The 16,478-nt window shown below is 46.0% G+C and carries 14 protein-coding genes; 5 read left to right on the top strand and 9 right to left on the bottom strand.

What is annotated here, in order from left to right; all coding sequences use genetic code 11:
• Window positions 1-72: 72 nt before the first annotated feature.
• Complete coding sequence (locus MHB46_RS02955; RefSeq protein WP_341161559.1) at window positions 73-1,449, bottom strand: sensor histidine kinase; 1,377 nt, start codon at window positions 1,447-1,449, stop codon at window positions 73-75.
• Entirely contained in the window at window positions 1,449-2,159 is a 711-nt protein-coding gene (locus MHB46_RS02960) for a response regulator transcription factor (RefSeq protein WP_341161560.1), read from the bottom strand. The genes MHB46_RS02955 and MHB46_RS02960 overlap by 1 nt, the downstream gene beginning before the upstream one ends.
• Before the next feature lie 147 nt (window positions 2,160-2,306).
• On the opposite strand from MHB46_RS02960, the gene MHB46_RS02965 reads away from it, so the two are divergent.
• On the top strand, window positions 2,307-2,957 hold the full coding sequence (locus MHB46_RS02965; protein WP_341161561.1) for an undecaprenyl-diphosphatase: 651 nt from the start codon (window positions 2,307-2,309) through the stop codon (window positions 2,955-2,957).
• A gap of 41 nt (window positions 2,958-2,998) precedes the next feature.
• Here MHB46_RS02965 and MHB46_RS02970 read toward each other — a convergent pair whose 3' ends face one another.
• From MHB46_RS02970 to MHB46_RS02980, 3 genes are all read right to left on the bottom strand, one after another.
• Entirely contained in the window at window positions 2,999-3,673 is a 675-nt protein-coding gene (locus MHB46_RS02970) for a phosphatase PAP2 family protein (RefSeq protein ID WP_341161562.1), read from the bottom strand.
• A gap of 476 nt (window positions 3,674-4,149) precedes the next feature.
• Window positions 4,150-4,983: a membrane protein insertase YidC gene (yidC, locus tag MHB46_RS02975; protein WP_341161563.1), complete on the bottom strand. Its 834-nt coding sequence runs from the start codon at window positions 4,981-4,983 to the stop codon at window positions 4,150-4,152.
• On the bottom strand, window positions 4,949-5,269 hold the full coding sequence (locus tag MHB46_RS02980) for a hypothetical protein (protein ID WP_013310179.1): 321 nt from the start codon (window positions 5,267-5,269) through the stop codon (window positions 4,949-4,951). Before MHB46_RS02980 ends, yidC begins: the two co-directional genes overlap by 35 nt.
• Window positions 5,270-5,500: 231 nt before the next feature.
• On the opposite strand from MHB46_RS02980, the gene MHB46_RS02985 reads away from it, so the two are divergent.
• A complete protein-coding gene (locus tag MHB46_RS02985) occupies window positions 5,501-6,856 on the top strand; it encodes an outer membrane protein assembly factor BamB family protein (RefSeq protein WP_341161564.1) in 1,356 nt (451 codons plus the stop codon).
• Between the two features lie 43 nt (window positions 6,857-6,899).
• Here the strand turns inward: MHB46_RS02985 and nadA are convergent, their stop codons facing one another.
• Window positions 6,900-8,006: a quinolinate synthase NadA gene (nadA, locus tag MHB46_RS02990; protein WP_069291853.1), complete on the bottom strand. Its 1,107-nt coding sequence runs from the start codon at window positions 8,004-8,006 to the stop codon at window positions 6,900-6,902.
• Window positions 8,007-8,171: 165 nt separating this feature from the next.
• Here nadA and MHB46_RS02995 point away from each other — a divergent pair, with 165 nt between their 5' ends.
• Together MHB46_RS02995 and MHB46_RS03000 are read left to right on the top strand one after the other, a co-directional pair.
• The gene (locus MHB46_RS02995; RefSeq protein WP_341161565.1) at window positions 8,172-9,326 is read left to right on the top strand and encodes an IscS subfamily cysteine desulfurase; all 1,155 of its coding nucleotides are present in this window, start codon (window positions 8,172-8,174) and stop codon (window positions 9,324-9,326) included.
• Window positions 9,323-9,862: a transcription repressor NadR gene (locus MHB46_RS03000; RefSeq protein WP_039274627.1), complete on the top strand. Its 540-nt coding sequence runs from the start codon at window positions 9,323-9,325 to the stop codon at window positions 9,860-9,862. Before MHB46_RS02995 ends, MHB46_RS03000 begins: the two co-directional genes overlap by 4 nt.
• A 132-nt stretch (window positions 9,863-9,994) precedes the next feature.
• On the opposite strand, the gene greA is transcribed toward MHB46_RS03000, so the two are convergent.
• Complete coding sequence (gene greA, locus MHB46_RS03005; protein WP_013310174.1) at window positions 9,995-10,474, bottom strand: transcription elongation factor GreA; 480 nt, start codon at window positions 10,472-10,474, stop codon at window positions 9,995-9,997.
• 365 nt (window positions 10,475-10,839) lie between these two features.
• On the opposite strand from greA, the gene MHB46_RS03010 reads away from it, so the two are divergent.
• On the top strand, window positions 10,840-11,187 hold the full coding sequence (locus MHB46_RS03010) for a hypothetical protein (RefSeq protein ID WP_025721144.1): 348 nt from the start codon (window positions 10,840-10,842) through the stop codon (window positions 11,185-11,187).
• A 242-nt stretch (window positions 11,188-11,429) separates the two neighbouring features.
• Here the strand turns inward: MHB46_RS03010 and MHB46_RS03015 are convergent, their stop codons facing one another.
• Window positions 11,430-14,465 carry a chitinase N-terminal domain-containing protein gene (locus MHB46_RS03015; RefSeq protein WP_341161566.1) on the bottom strand — a complete coding sequence of 1,012 codons (3,036 nt, stop codon included), beginning with the start codon at window positions 14,463-14,465 and terminating at the stop codon, window positions 11,430-11,432.
• 99 nt (window positions 14,466-14,564) lie between these two features.
• On the bottom strand, window positions 14,565-16,466 hold the full coding sequence (locus tag MHB46_RS03020) for a serine hydrolase domain-containing protein (protein ID WP_341161567.1): 1,902 nt from the start codon (window positions 16,464-16,466) through the stop codon (window positions 14,565-14,567).
• Window positions 16,467-16,478: the final 12 nt, after the last annotated feature.

The following is a 16,478-nucleotide window of genomic DNA, read 5'->3' on the forward strand; positions in this document are numbered from 1 at the left end:
AGATGATTTCCATCCACCGAATGCTTAACTAACAAGTAACAATAAAAAGGGCTGTTCCGCGAGTAGATATTTCTACTGGAGGGACAGCCTTTCCTGTTGTCTTTGGGGCAGCGTGACGATGACTACCGTTCCTTCTCCTTCTACGCTCTCCATGCTTATCGTACCCTGATGGGCATCTGTAATTGCCTTGGCAATTGGCAACCCCAGCCCGGTTCCTCCGGTTTTACGATGTCTGGAGCTATCTACCCGATAAAATCGTTCAAAGACCCGCTTGATCTCGCCCTCAGGTATTCCGATCCCATAATCCTTAACCTGGATATAGACATGCTTTTCATCTGTAGATAACCCTATTTCGATCTCATCCGAGCTGTATTTTAATGCATTATCCAGCAGGATCACTAGCAACTGCTTCATTTTCGTCAGGTTGGCATCTAGCCAAATTTCTTTCTCTTCTGTTAAAACAGAAATTTGACGATCATGTACAGGCTTGAGATGCGCTACTACCTGTTGACAACAACCGATCATTTCGATCCGCTCATGCGGCTCAGGGTCTTTCTGCTGTGAGGAGGCAAGAGTCAGCAACTGCTGTGTCATCGTACGCATTCGCTGAGTTTCTTCATAGATCGACTCAATGGATTCCTTACGAATCTCCTCATCACGCGTACCCCACCGCCGCAGCATGTTGGCGTAGCCCTCAATAATCATAAGTGTGGTGTTCAGCTCATGTGAGGCATCTGAAACAAACTGCTGCTGGCTCTGAAAGCTTTCTTCTAATCTCTCCATCATTCGGTTAAAAGTAGCGGTCATTTGGGACAATTCATCTTGATTGTGACCATCAACGGGGATTTTTTTGAATTTCAAGCTTCTTTCAATTTCCTGCATCGTTTGAATGCTACTTGAAATCGGCAGCAATATCGCATTCGCCAAAATCGTGCTCCCTACCAAACTTAGCAACATAGCCCCTATAGTGGATGTGATGAGAATCGTATTTAAAATATCGAGATTGGTTTCGAGTGCATCCCATTTTTCTACAATCTCCAGGGTCCCCTTCTGATTACCCTCTGGAGAAAGCACAGGGAGATGGATTACCAGAATTTTATGACCCTGTACATCTGTCAGTTGAGAACTTTGTGAAGTGTTAAAACGTATATCGCCCAGCTTAAAGCGGGACTGGCGACTTACTTCATACAGAAGTCGGGATTGCTGATCAAACACTCTCAGAGTGGTGTCTCCAGAAAGCTCATCTTTCAGTTTGGGGCCCCATGCATTCTTTAGAATCATCGTGGGTCCTGTTTCGGCAATGATTTCAGTCCATTTATTTTGCAGCACTTCTCTTTCATTTCGCGTAGCGATTTTGACGAACAATAGGTGAACTGTAACATCCACAAACAGGAGTATCGACATCACTAAAATAGAACTGAGCAGGGTTATTTTGGTCCGAAGCTTCACTAGTCTTCCTCCCGGATGCAGTACCCAACGCCGCGCACGGTTTTTATCAATTTCTTTTTGTATCCATGATCAATTTTTTTGCGAACATACCGGATATACACATCTACGACATTCGTATCACCGACAAAATCAAATCCCCACACGTCCTGAATCATTTGATCCCGCTGCAATACCTGATTTTTGTGCTCCATCAGATAAAGAAGCAGATCATATTCTTTTGGCGTCAGTTCGATTCGATTGCCTTCCCGCACCACTAACCGTGTCTTGCGTTCCAACACCAAGCTGTCCACTTGGAGCCTAGGCGGCGGCTTATCCTCTTCCTGTAAAGCGGTAGCTGTTGGCTCCATTTGATGCCTCATACTGGCCCGCATCCGCGCTAATAACTCCTCGATCTCAAAAGGCTTCGTAATGTAATCATTGGCACCTTCATCCAGACCTGAAACCTTATCAGGAGTCGTGTTACGTGCAGTGACCATAATTACTGGTGTATGATTGTCCACTTTTCGAATCTGCTTTAGCACCTCGACCCCGTTCATCTCCGGCAGCATTACATCCAGAATGATGATATCCCATTTACCAGCTAGAGCTTTTTCCAATCCTTCTCTGCCCGTCTGTGCGATTTCAACTGCATATCCTTCATGGGATAACTCCAACTGAAGCAATCTGGATATCTTCTCTTCATCATCAATAACCAGCACCGACTTTTCCATCGCAATTCCACCTATTTTCTATAGAAAAAACAAATGAGTAATGGAAATGACATTCATTTTTTATTTGATTTTAAGCTTTTATCCGTGTAGTCGCTCTATAATATAACTTTGATATTCAATTCTTTGATGTTAAGGAGTAATTTATTCATGTTAATTAATGTAGACTATGCTTTATTTCACTGGATCAATGAACTGGCTAATTCCCTCGCCTTTTTGAATGGAACCATGCTTTTCTTAGCGCAATATGCACCGTATTTATTCGGAGTGGCTTTGCTGATTTACTGGTTCACTTTTAAAATGCCGCATCGGATGATGGTTTTAGAAGCCGTCATAACGGTTTGTATCGGCTTTGTGATTAGTTGGGGCCTTGGACATTTGTTTTACAGAGATCGGCCTTTTGTCGGACATTCAGTCATTCAGCTTATTCATCATGATCCTAATGCTTCATTTCCGAGTAACCATGCCCTTGGATCGTTTGCTTTGGCTGCCATTTTATGGCTTCATCATCAAAAATTTCGTGTCCTCTGGGTTATCTTGGCTGTACTCATCGCAGTATCCCGCGTGTGGACCGGAGTGCATTATCCCTCGGATATTTTGGCAGGTGCGCTTATTGGTGCAGGTTGTGCCGTCGGCGTTCATCAATTCATTCGAAGCCGGAAGCTTCCTGGCATCTTCATGCAGGCGGCTATTTTATTTTATGAAAAATGGGAGCAGAAGCTGGGGCTCAAGCCTGGTGAACAGGCCAGAACTAAGATGACTGAACACACTTCCTCTGTCCAAATGAAAAGCAGACGCTAAAGCGTCTGCTTTTTTATAAGCTTTATTATTTATGCTACCCGTTATGCTGTCGATTTGGAGCGAAGTGGCAGCATTCGTCGTTCTTCGTACCGCTGATAAAACCAAATACAAGCCGCCATCCAGCAGCCACTCATAAAATAACCACCCACAACGTCGCTCGGATAATGTACACCCAAATAAATGCGGCTCGTCCCGATTGCTACAATCAGTAGGCTGCTGAGTACAATAAGAAGGATACGCCCCAGCCTAGAAGGAACATGCTTCCACACTAAAAATGTCAGCGCCGCGTACATGCTGAAAGCTGTCATGGAATGTCCGCTCGGAAAGCTGTATCCATTCTCTTCAATAATACGGTTAATCTCCGGTCTCGCACGCTGAAAAAGCAATTTTAGTATCGTATTCAGCATTACCGATCCCAATATACCAGCCGCCAAAAAAAGCAGCTCTCTGCGGTGTCCCAATACTCTATAGAGCACGAACATGGCAATTAAAATGATGATCACAACTGGAATACCGCTGCCGATCATGGTAAAAAATTTCATTAGACGAGTCATGGCGGGCGACTCCAGTTGTCCAATAGCCGAAATAATTTCCTGGTCAAAATGTCGAACTTGATGGTCACTCACCCATAATGCGACTAAGCCAAAACCGAATGCACATACTATACATGTGAGCAGAGCCAAGGAAATGGGCAGCTTTGTTGATGTTTGCTTCATTTTCTATAGTTCCTCCATAATATTCATTGCGTGATAAAACAAAGTTCAGCATTAGCTTACATATAGGTCTTACTTTGCCCACTTTTCTCTTATCATTTCATTAAAAGAATTAGGGGCACCCCTGTTGGTAACCACTGCCACTCCCTTTTACCCAACGTAACAGCGTCTTCGCTGCAACGTTGAATGAGTTGAGAGCCTAATCTTCTCATGCAATAGCATCCGTCTCCCTTATTTGATTATCATTCCATTCTATGGATGTGGTTGGACTTCTCATACTAGCCTCTCCCAACTTTAGTATCACTTTATAATATAAGGATTTCATATTGACTACAAAATCGCAAGCGGAATGTAGCGAAAAAAAGCAGCATCAAAAAAGGACGCCATTAAAGCCTTATAAACGGCTCGAATGACATCCTATGATTACACGTGGCATACTACAAGTGCAATTCCCAAGTTAAACAAACATTATCTTCTATTTAGGTCGGTGTGACTTCTCCAAGTTTAACCTTACTCTCTGCTTCCTCTATTGGATAGCGTCTGCGGAACCACAGCGACTGAAGCAGCAAAAAGGTGCCGCTTACTGTCCAATATAATGGCATGGCAGCAGGGGCATTAAAGGAAAAGACCGCCATCATAATCGGTGAAAGATAACCCATAATCGCAAATTGCTTGCGCTGGTCAGGCGTCATCTGAAACTGAGAAAGCTTGGCCTGTGCCAAGTATACAACTGCGACGACGATTGCCAAAATCCAGTCCGGCTGTCCGAGCCGGAACCATAGGAAGGAGTGAGACGCCAGCTCCGGGGTTAAGCGGATTGCAGTGTACATACCGCTCAAGATCGGGAGCTGAATGAGAATAGGCAGACAACCGATATTAAGCGGATTGAATTGATGCTCTTTGTAAAGCGACATCATTTCCTGCTGCATACTCTGCTGGCTGGCGGCATCTTTTTTGTTTTCATATTTCTTCTTAATTCGGTCCAAATCGGGCTGCATGGCGCTCATCTTGCGCTTCATCCCCTGCTGGGCACGCGTTTGACGCATCATAAGAGGAAGTAAGGCCAGCCGGACAATAAATGTCAAAGTCATAATCGCCAGCCCAAAGCTTCCACCAAACCATTGCGCCAATTGCTGAATAAGCCAAGAAAGCGGGAACACCACGTAATGATTAAAAAATCCCGGTGTCTGTGCATTTATCTCCGCAGCATTCGCACCACAACCAGACAGCAGCATGACCACCGCCAACGCTACCATTAATCCAAATATCCGTTCTTTTTTACCCCAAAAGGTGAATCCCTTGAATCGTTTCATATGTTCCTCCTCGTTGATTGGCTGTGCCATCGTTCAACGAGGGAGAACAATCGGATGCATCTTCATCCGGCGCTTCCTTACGTCGGATATGTCGGGCCAGCCGGACAGGCATGTCCTGTCCACGGGCAGACATCGGCATCTGTGGAGAAGCATGAGATCTTACGGGCCCGCCTTCGACCCAGCATTCGGGTACATTGCCGTGCAAATGAGCGAGATACGTATAAGTTACTGTGCACAGTAAGCCGATTGTAAATAAATAAGGGAGTAGGTCCTGAAGCTCAAACAAGGGATTCACCTCCTTCGGTTGGTTGCCACAATTATAGCACGAAAACCGGACAAGCGACTAATCTTTAATTAGAGATACAGGTTCGACACAAGCAACTGAATTTAAGTATTTATGCTCAAAACAACCAAAACGCAAATACTACATGAAACTTTTGGGATTATTTACAGTCTAATCAAAGGTGACTTTCTGAAATCCTTACTCCCCTATTAACCATTAAAGGAGCCAGCGCGTATGAGAAAAACGATACATAGCACATTGTTTACAGGATTGGCGGTAGCCAGCATTGGGCTGCCCTTGATCAGCGATGTATACGCTGAAAAGGCAAGTGCAGAGCCGTCTGCGGTCTCCATGAGTAACGGCGCTTATAGCACCTCAATCCAAGCACCTGTGATCAAACCTTCCTGGTCTTTTCCCGTTATCCCAATCGATAGAAACCGATATCCAGATCAGGCGGTTGCAATAGCGGAAAACGGTAAGGTGTTCGCGGTTGACTCGAACCATAGACTGGTTGCCCTTGAGGCCAGTTCGGGTCGGAAATTGTGGCAATATGGTGATCAGCTTACCCCTGTTTTAACGTACAACAAAGGTATCATCTATGGAATGACACGAAGCGGTTCTATCTATGCCGTTACAGAAGCTGGCAAGAAAGTGTGGTCCACTCCGCTGGGATTTACTGAAGCATATGGTATTCAGCACATTGGTCCAACTATATATATTATGCAATCGGTGCAAACGGCTGCCATTGATGCTGTCAGTGGCAAGGTGAAGTGGAAAATCAGTGAGGATAAGAACTCATACAGTGGTTTGGGCGAAATAATGGAAACTGACGGTGTGCTTATCCGCAACTATAATGTACAGGGCAGCCTGACCTTTGAACAGATCAATGCCTATGACGCTAAAACCGGTAAAAAGCTTTGGGACAGCTTCAGAAGTTCTTTTCCACTAGCCGTTAAAGACGGGATCGTCTACTCTGTTGCCAATACGTTTATGATTGATGATGACCCGGTAAACCATAAAGTTACGATCGCACAGTACGACCTCAAGACAGGTAAATCCAAAGGAGATCGTCAGTATCGCTGGACCGAGCCTGAAAATAAAGACGGTGTCTACCGATCTGGAGGTGTATATGGTTCTGCTTTTTTGTACGGCAAAGATCTTTATGTCTTTCAGGGAGAGACACTAGCTTCCTATGATTTTTGGAACTACAAGCCAGACAGCAAACCTGCTCGCAAGTGGGCGCAAAATGGCTATGATCAACTTGTTCCTTTATTGTCTATTCATGAAGGTCGCATGTTCTACCAAGATTTTAGTACATCCAGACTGACTGCCATGAAGCTGACCTCAGGTCAATTCATTCATTACGGCGGAGATAATCCGACCGTTCAAGCTGACGTATTTGGCAAAGGAGTCTATGTCGGGCAATCGGATGGCGTATTTCATGGTTATGATTTGATGAGCTTAAAGCCCGTGTTTACTGTCAACACAGGCTCACGCTCCTTCGGTCCAACGCTCAAATCCGGTGGAATGATATTTATTCAAAGCGGAAACCGTCTACATGCTGTTAAGCTCCCTGCTTCTTTAAAATAAGGCCAAAGATTTCAAGCAACATTCTCGCTGGAACAGCAAATGGTTAACGGATAGCAAGCATACGATTCAATGCTAGTACAGCATCCTGTCTGATCTGAGCATCCACACGAATCACACCCACAGGCTCACCCCGATCAAACTGCTCCATTGCCCACAGCAAATGGGGAAGATCGATCCGGTTCATGGTCAGACAGGGACACATATCGGGATTGAGCGATTCAATCTGCTGTTCAGGGTACTGCTGCTTGATTCGTTGCACGAGATTCATTTCTGTGCCAACAGCCCATTGTGTTCCCGGCTCTGCCGCGCGAATGGTATCGATGATGAATTTAGTGGAGCCCGCGCAATCTGCGAGCTGTACGACCTCATAAGAGCATTCGGGGTGAACGATGACCCGGATGTTCTTATCACGCTCGCGGACATTGCGAATGTGATCTACTGTAAACTTTTCATGAACAGAGCAATGTCCTTTCCATAAAATAATTTTTACAGTTGCCGGGTCCTGTTCAGTCTCAAGCTGATCGGTCATTGGATTCCACACGGCCATTTCATTTAGCGGAATTCCAAGATCGTAAGCTGTATTGCGACCTAAATGCTGATCCGGCAAAAACAAAATACGTTCCTTTTGCTTCAGCGCCCACTCCAGCACTTGCTTAGCATTCGAAGAAGTCACGGTAGCCCCGCCATGCCGTCCTACAAAGGCTTTGATCTCTGCTGTGGAATTTACATACGTTAACGGAATGATCGTATCTCCTACCAACTCCTGTAAATGCTTCCATGCTCGTTCTGTCTGCTCCACATTCGCCATATCTGCCATCGAGCAGCCTGCACGCATATCCGGCAGGACAACAGTCTGTCGATCAGTAGTCAGCATATCCGCTGTCTCCGCCATAAAATGTACCCCACAAAATACAATAAACTCCGCTTCCTGATTTTGTGCAGCCAATTGAGCAAGCTGTAGAGAGTCTCCTGTTATATCAGCAAATTGAATAACCTCGTCCTTCTGATAGTGATGGCCCGGTATGAGCAGCTTGGGTCCCCATTTTTGTTTCAGCTCGGCCACTCGCTGCTCCATGTCAGCAACCGTCAGTGTCTTATAATGCTCTGGCATAAGCCCTCGATTTCCTTGTAAAACGTCAAGCATAGACATTAGAATCCCTCCATATCGATGCGGCTGATCGTTCCCGCTCTCACGAACAGATAACCGCTCTGTGTACATACATATTTACAAGTGTCTTGACACTTATATTTACACATGCCTACAATAATCTCAAGAGTTTTTGAATGGAATTATTTTAAGCAGGGAGGATTTGGTGTGATTTATCTGGACTATGCCGCTTCCACACCTATGTGTGGCGAAGCTTTAAATATGTATAACGTATTAAATAAGGAAATGTTCGGAAATGCCAGCAGCCTCCATGATGCGGGCGGTCAAGCAGCCTATACGCTAGATTACAGCAGGCAACGAATAGCAAATATGATTGGCGGGCAAAAGGAAGGCATCTATTTTACAACCGGGGGAACAGAATCTAATATGTTGGTTGTGCAATCGATCCTGAACGGGTTGCCGCAGCATAAAAAGCATTGGATCATGAGCGCTTTGGAACACCACTCGATGTACAACCTTGCTACTTTGCTGGAACGTCAGGGCTATGAACTGACCATTGTGCAACCGGATCGGGAAGGACGAATGACTCGCGAAACTCTTTTACCTCACCTGAGAGAAGACACCGGACTTGTCTGCGTACAACACGCTAATTCGGAAACGGGACTGGTTCAGGACCTTGCTGCCTTATCTCCCCTGCTACGCGAACGGGGTATTTTGTTGCATAGTGATGCGGTACAGACATTTGGGAATATTCGCGTAGATGTAGAATCCATGGGAGTAGATGCACTCTCTGTATCAAGCCATAAAGTGTATGGCCCCAAAGGTGTCGGTGCTGCATATCTCAAACCCGGAACCCCGTGGCGTCCCGTGTACCCTGATACACTACATGAAAACGGATTTCGTCCTGGAACGGTTAATGTTCCCGGGATTGCAGCCTTTGTCGCGGCGGCAGAAATGATGACCGAACAGATGGAGTCGCATCGGGAGCGATATACTACCCTGAGAAGACACTTTATTACGAAAATCCAGGAAAGATCCATTCCGTTACGTTGGGCCGTACAGGAAAGCGAGAATAAAGCAGTGCTTCATCATATAGTAGGATGTTTTTTTCACGGTTACGAGGGACAATATGTTATGCTGGAATGTAATCGCAGAGGTGTCTGTATATCAACTGGAAGCGCATGTGCTGCCGGACACCACGATCCTTCGCCTGCCTTACAGGCGCTTGGAGCATCCGGCCGTGAAGCGTTACAATTTATCCGTGTTTCTTTCGGAAGAACGACCACCATCGAGGAATTGAATGTATTGGTAGATATTTTGACAGACCTGACGCATCGAAAAGAAAGGAGCTTATCCCGTTGACTGAATCTTTAAAACGGTCAGGTACGGATCGTCGCGAACAGCTGCTGTTGTGGCTCAAGAGCGAATCACCACTGACCGGGAGCGAACTGGCGCGCAGATCCTCCGTCTCCCGACAAGTAATTGTACAGGATATTTCCCTGTTAAAAGCAAGCCAAGAGCCTATCCTTGCAACAAGTCAAGGATACATTTATATGGAGCCTGCGAGTCAGGCAACTCCCTTAGCCTCACGTATTATTGTGTGTAAACATCGACCTGAACAGACAGAAGAGGAACTAAAGCTGATTGTGGACTACGGTGTAAGTGTGCAGGATGTTATTGTTGAGCATCCGGTATACGGGGATCTGACTGCTCCGATACGGGTTGGAACTCGCAAGGAAGTGGACGATTTTATCCGTAAAATCAGCTCCACCCAGGCCACTTATTTGTCCCAGCTGACAGGAGGCATCCACCTGCACACCTTGAATGCCTCGGACGAAGATAAAATTAATGATGCCTGCGCTGCATTGGAGCAAGCAGGCTTCCTAATGACGGACTAACTTAGTGCGCTTAGCGGAGTAAAGAAAATCCTGTCCAGTATGTGGAGTGCAACTGTGCTCCACATGGACGGTATTGTAGGCAGCGAGAAGTAAAAAATCCCGGCCCCCTCATATAAGGGAATCGGGAATGAACTATGTGAGCTTAATTTCAAGCAGCTCATATTTAATTACGGCCATGGGTGCATCCACATGAATGATACTGCCCACTTCTTTTCCCAAGAGTGCCTTGCCTAAAGGACTCTCATAGGAAATTTTATTATCAAGAACATCCGCCTCAGCAGGACTTACAATTTTGTATTCCATCTTCTCCGAAAATTCGATGTCATTCAGAATGACAGTCGATCCGATACTAACGGTTCTAAGGTCTAAATTACTCTCATCCACGACCCGGGCTTTGGTCAGCATTTTCTCCAATATGAGAATGCGGGTTTCCATAAACGCTTGGTCGTCCTTGGCTGAGTGATACTCACTATTTTCTTTCAAATCGCCGTAGCTGATAGCCAACTTAAGGCGTTCGGCTAGCTCCTTGCGTTTTACGGTCTTCAGTTCCTTAAGCTCATCCTCCAGCTTGGCCAATCCCTCTTTAGTTAACAATACTTCTTCATTCGACATATTTTATCTACAACTCCTATTTCAGCATTTTGCTTAATTCCAATTCAACGCTCAAAAATACAATAAAAGAACTAAACCGTTTCAGTCTAAACATTGCTGATTGAAAACGCTCTGGGATTTATGCAATTGCTCATTTGGCTTGCTTTATTGTAGTTTACTCTAAATCGGACCAACATGCGAAATAAATTACTGGATAATAGTAGCCAACTAACTTCAGCCAGGGTGATTCTTATAGTAACCAATGCTCTCTTATTCGCATATCGTATGACCATAACGTATATTGATGAGCACATGGAGTGCCGCTGTCCTTGTCTCGAATTTTGTGAAAACCAGGCAGGAGCAGTATATGGCGGGAGGAAGATTCAATGGCTTCCTTAGGAAAGAATGGTAATGGGAACGGGAATCGTAAATCCAAATCCCCCCTCAACGGTCAAAAGAAAAATGGATTAAACAGTAATTCGGCTATCTTTTCTGCGCTTCAAGGAAAAAATGTGGAGGTCCTCGTGGCAGCCCTCCTACTAACAGGAAAACTAAACGTCGATTCCGTGACTTTATACAGACAAGCAACATTGTTTTTAGGACTCACAGGAAAATACAAAACACTAGCATCCACTCCATCCAATGTCGATAATATGGTGAAATTTTTAAATGATAACGGGAATATGACACTGGACCAGGTGATACAAGCCTTTTCACAGAAAATAAATAATTAACAAGTGGCGAAAGGAGACTTATGCGGTGAGTGAGTTTGATGGAGAATATTTTGCAGAGGTTGTCATTATTGTGATTCTAGTTGCCATGTTCTTCTATGGCTCCTCAGATATAGAGGGACTTTCCGCTTCGCCAACCCAATCCTAAAATGATAATTCCCGCTTCGAAAAAAAATAAAAAAGCATCTATAGACTCTCACGAGGTCAATAGATGCTCTTACTTTTTAACGGCCCATCGTTTCTACTTAATGCCCCTTTACTTCTACACTTATCGTTTGACTAGAAACTTCTCCTGAAGCATTGACTAACTCGGCCCGATACTCATATGTACCCGGCTTTTGATTTTGGATGTTGGTGACTGCACTTTGGGCCTGCGGGCTTTGGCTTGGCAGATCCTGGGCATCGATCAGTTCTCCATTTTCATATAAGTTGTATTTTGTCGCATTCGTGCCCCACCACATGTTCATTGTAAGGGTGTAGGTGCCGTCACCGTCCCAATTGTCATGAGACAGCACTGGAATGCCAGGGGAAGCATCGGTCACTTCGACAGTTAATGGGTCGCTGGTCGTTTTACCAGAAGCGTTAATCAATTCTACAGTATACGTGTAGGTACCGTTGGTCTTACCTGTAACAGGAATGACTGCATGCTGTGCTCCAGGGGAAGCGGCTTGCAACGATTGGGTGCCAATCAGCTTGTCGTTTTCGTACAACTTGAGTTCATCACCATTCGTACCCCACCACAGATTCATGGTGATGTTGTAGTTGCCATCCTTCAGCCCGGTGTCCTGCCCGTTATCATGCGACAGCACAGGTTTACCCGGCACTTCACCTACAGCAGTCTTTTCGACTCTAACGGTTACAGGATTGGACACCACTGTTTGACCGCCCAAAGTAACGCTGGCTGTAATCTCCGCGGTCCCTTCTTTTAGGGCCTTAAGTTCTCCATACGTATCCAGCGAAACGGATTCATGACTGCTGATATACTGAACAGAAGCGCGGCTTAAATCAGCTTCGCTGCCATCTGTCAGCGTACCCTTGAGATGTGTCGCTGCCGTATCCCCAATATTGAGGGTCGTTTGATCCAGTGAAAGCTCTACTTCCTGCAAAGCTGCGCCTGCCTGAGCTGAAAAATCATCCAGTCCACGCGGTTTTAACTGATAATTCCCTTTGAAAATCGCCGAAATTCCCTTCAGCTTCACTTGCTGTCCTTCTTGATATGGAAAAGATGTCCGAGTTAAGCCTGTCCGTGCATCGACGCGCACATGGTGACTTACTTCACCAGATACTGCATCAAATTCAAACGAACCTACGGGAGTCGCGTCTATCACATTACGAATCATTGCCGTAGGAAGCTCAACCAACTGCCCTTGGTTCGCATCACTGAGTTCGGTGACTTGTACAGCTTCCGGAAGCTGTCCTTCTCCCGTTTTTTCAATTGCCACTGGATCGGTTAACTCTAGCTCACTATTATACAGTGCCAAGCTTGCTGTAAGCTTTACTCGATCCCCTTGGTGAAAGCCGCTTTGGTTCTGATATACATAAATACCGCCACTTTCATCCTGCATGTAAAAGGCTTGACCACCGAATGCACCTGGTTCTGTCGTCACAACACCCTCTAAGGTCACGACTTTGCCAGCCGGGAAACTCCGTGCTTCTGCGACACTGATACGAGCTGGAACCGTATTGCCTTCCTCGGGCAACGGCTGGGCCGGAACATCAGCCAGTACGACGGATTGGGTCAGCAGATTGCTGCCGTTTTGCCTCAGTCTAAGATTAGCTGAACCACTGGTTCCCGGCTTGATTCGCACCGTCAAGTCCTTATAGGCGTGGCCTTTGCCGTTGGACTCCAGGCTAAATGTTTCGCTATAGCCGTAAGAGGTTGGCCAGCTTCCATCCGGATTTTGAATTTGGGCTACTTGATTGCCGCCTGCAACATAAATACCTGTGCTGAATCCGCTAATCGTGCTGTTAGGAGCCAGTTGGTCGGCAGTAACCCGAATTTGAAAAGGCTGTGCATTGGGCAGCTGCTCTTGACGAACAATGCTGTACACGGGTTGCGCACTGGCTGTAGATCCGCCATAGGACCCTGCTTTGAATGTTCGCTGATCCCACCATTTGTAGCCGGCTGCGGGAGCGGACCAAGGCTCGGCTTGTGGTTCCGTGGAAGTCTGCGGCTCTTCAAAAGGCAGTAATGCCGTCGGCTGGTCCAGCTGTAAGCTTTTCACTTCCGTCAGGCTGGTATACTCCTCCTTCTTGGACAACCAGTCTACGATATTGACCAGTAACACAGCGTCATCCTGCTCCTTAAAGCCGTCATACGTTGTCTTCTTGGTTCCTGTCTCTTCGCGCAAATATTTTGGCGTTGCATCTTCGACAGGAGACGAGTCCCCAATGAAAGCAGCTTTGCCTAGTCCTACTTTCGATACAGCTGCATAAGGTCCTTCCGGAATGCCGCCTCCGTTATAAACGCCCTGATCTACCGCGTTGCCCCAAGCCTGATTGGTTTTAGGGAGATATACGATTCCCTTGGCTTTCGCTGGGTCGATAATCGCGAGTGTTGATCCTGCATGCATTGCCACATTACTCACTCCAGCTGTAATGCCGAACGCCTGCGCTGGCTCGACAATCTGATTGGCCGTGATATCGCCTAATGCGTTGTAGCGAAAGCGCACACCAAACTGGCTGCCCAGCCAATCTGAGCTGACTACGCCCTGCATTGCTGCCGAGCTTTTTTCTTCCGCACTCATTCCCTTCGCAGGGTCTTCCCATGCACCACGACGGTAGCCATTAATGCTCTCCGATCCATCCCAGCGATTCTTGTTGCGGTCCGCATTATAATGATCTCCAATGAAAAAAATACTATTGCCTGCTTTTACATACTGCTCCATTGCAGCCTGTTCGCTCTGTTTAAAAGGAATATTCGGCTCTGCCGTAACAAATACATCATAATTCTTTAGATCATTGTAAGTAATAGGCGTAGATTGGCGAAGCTCGTGTACATCATAGCCATTACTCGCGAGGGCTTGGCCGAAGTCTGAAAATCCACCATCAATCACCCAATCTGCTGCGCCAGCTGTCTGTCCATGTGTATTATCAAACAGCACTTTTTTACCAGCGTTCTCATTGACCACTTTCGCTGCAATGAAGGGGGCTGGGTCCGCCGGACCTTCTGCCCGTGCCGGTTGCATGCTGCCCGCAACACCAGCGTACAACGATAAAGTGAAAACCATAGCAGTTGCGTATTTGAAGCTACGGGATGTAAAACGACGAAAGATTCCCATTCTTTCCCTCCTGTTTGTTGGTTTAAAGCCCCTCTGGGGGGCATCAGATACAAATTTTAGCATTCATTTATGTTCGAATATGCATGGTTTTGTAAATCTTTAGGAATAATGAATAGGAAGGAAATTCCAATAAAAAAGATACACCGTATGCAGCAATGTGAGTACCGCAAATAGGATTTTCCCGGCAGCCCGGGTTCTTCTTTCCCCTGTAATCAGCTTTGCGCCATTCACGATTAATACCCACACGGCAATGAGTGCTGAAATGAGTGGCAGCGTGCAAATTCCCCAGATATACCATGCGGAATAGCCATACACGATCTGATTGTTACCATAGATGACCTGCACCCCGAGAAAAATCGTATTTAGTGACGCAATGAATGCAAGGTTGGACGAAATGTGATTATTCGTTTTACGGATATCTCTGATCACATATCTTACGATCCAAATCAGCAAGGTCGTGATGAAAAATAAGGAGGCGGCAGCGTAGCTGACAAGCAGAGTCCAGGTACGGTGCCAAAGTGTCGTCTGCTTCATGGTCTTACTATCCGGGGCAACCATCATCCACGTACCGTTTTCCTGATACAGCAAAATTTTAAGCTGGTCCCCCTTTTCCACAAACAATCCATCGCCTGCTGCTTGAAAAACTTTGTCTGTTGCTTCATTCTCATTTGGGTATTTTCCTTTAACAATTAACGTATGATCATCTTGAATTCGCACGGTGTATGTAATGTTTCCCAGTATCCGAATCCATTTTCCCCACCCATGAACAGGATTAGAATCCACCTGATATACGCCCTCAATCTCTGGCGAAAGCTTCACTTGGGTGGAAGAACGAGCTAGTGACTGCGAAACGGCCTGCGGCTCTGAGGGCAGCATTTGGGCTATCGCATGGATGACTTTTCCATGAAGCAGGGTGTCCGTGTCAGCTGAATTAATGATCACAAAAATACCGATCTTTTGCGACGGAATCAGTACCATTTCCGAAATAAAATCATCAATTTCCCCGGTAGCCCACAGCATAGGTACTCCCGTCTCCAAATGACCACGGAAAAATCCGTAGCCTACGCCATCCAGGCGTGCATCGACTGCAAATTGCTGCGCATGCATCACTTTTACCGTATGTGGCTGGAGCACCACTTTGTCCTCATACTTGCCTTGGTTTAAATGAGTAATCAGGTAATGGGAAAACTCGTTGGGTGTGACGTTCAACGCTCCTGCTCCCGGCAGATTGATATATGACAAAGGTTGTTTCAAATACGCTCCATCCTTCCACTGATACGATTGGGCCAGTGCCGGATGATTTAACGGCAATTCCAGTGTCGCGCTGGGCATATTCATCGGCTGGAACAGATGTGTACGGAGGTAATCATTCAGTCCCTGACCGCTTACTTGCTCCACGATATTACCGATCAGACCGTAGGCGACATTGCTGTAATCATACTGAATTCCAGGTTTGCGGATGGGAGGCTGATTTTGGAAATACGTGCTGAGATACTGCTCTGTGGGCAAAACGCCTGCCCGAGTTGAGCTGTTAATGTCGTACAGCGCTTCATCCAATCCTGAGGTATGTGTCAAAAGCTGATGCAAATTGAAAGGCTGATTTTGGTATTGCGTAGTTTTATAGCTGTGGAGATAGCTGTTCACGTCTTCATTCAAATCAAGCTTGTTTTGCTCAACCAGCTGCATCGTGGCGCTTGCACTAAATGATTTGGTTAGAGAGCCGACACGAACAATGGTCTTCGCTGGATCGAATGCCACTTTCCGCTCCAGATCTGCATATCCATAGCCTTTACTAAAAAGGATTTGGTTTTCTTGGGTCACGACGACCGCAGCCCCCGGAATATGCAATTTTTCCAATTCTGTATTCATGATATCGTCCACTGTTTTTTCCAATGAATCAGGTGTTATACTGTCTGTTGCCCATGCCGAAGCAATGAGCAGGTTCCAGAGAAACAATGCTGCTAAAAATGCGGATAGGTAGCAAATGCCTTTATTCTTCATATGAAGTACCAT

This window comes from Paenibacillus sp. FSL H7-0703 (assembly GCF_038003485.1).
Taxonomy (GTDB): Bacteria; Bacillota; Bacilli; order Paenibacillales; family Paenibacillaceae; genus Paenibacillus; species Paenibacillus polymyxa_B.

Bases quoted from the DNA above. Each gene is read 5' to 3' on its own strand.
- yidC (WP_341161563.1), bottom strand. From the start codon at position 4,983: ATGAAACGATTCAAGGGATTCACCTTTTGGGGTAAAAAAGAACGGATA.
- MHB46_RS02970 (WP_341161562.1), bottom strand. From the start codon at position 3,673: ATGAAGCAAACATCAACAAAGCTGCCCATTTCCTTGGCTCTGCTCACA.
- nadA (WP_069291853.1), bottom strand. From the start codon at position 8,006: ATGTCTATGCTTGACGTTTTACAAGGAAATCGAGGGCTTATGCCAGAG.
- greA (WP_013310174.1), bottom strand. From the start codon at position 10,474: ATGTCGAATGAAGAAGTATTGTTAACTAAAGAGGGATTGGCCAAGCTG.
- MHB46_RS02985 (WP_341161564.1), top strand. From the start codon at position 5,501: ATGAGAAAAACGATACATAGCACATTGTTTACAGGATTGGCGGTAGCC.
- MHB46_RS03020 (WP_341161567.1), bottom strand. From the start codon at position 16,466: ATGAAGAATAAAGGCATTTGCTACCTATCCGCATTTTTAGCAGCATTG.
- MHB46_RS02960 (WP_341161560.1), bottom strand. From the start codon at position 2,159: ATGGAAAAGTCGGTGCTGGTTATTGATGATGAAGAGAAGATATCCAGA.
- MHB46_RS03010 (WP_025721144.1), top strand. From the start codon at position 10,840: ATGGCTTCCTTAGGAAAGAATGGTAATGGGAACGGGAATCGTAAATCC.
- MHB46_RS02965 (WP_341161561.1), top strand. From the start codon at position 2,307: ATGTTAATTAATGTAGACTATGCTTTATTTCACTGGATCAATGAACTG.
- MHB46_RS03015 (WP_341161566.1), bottom strand. From the start codon at position 14,465: ATGGGAATCTTTCGTCGTTTTACATCCCGTAGCTTCAAATACGCAACT.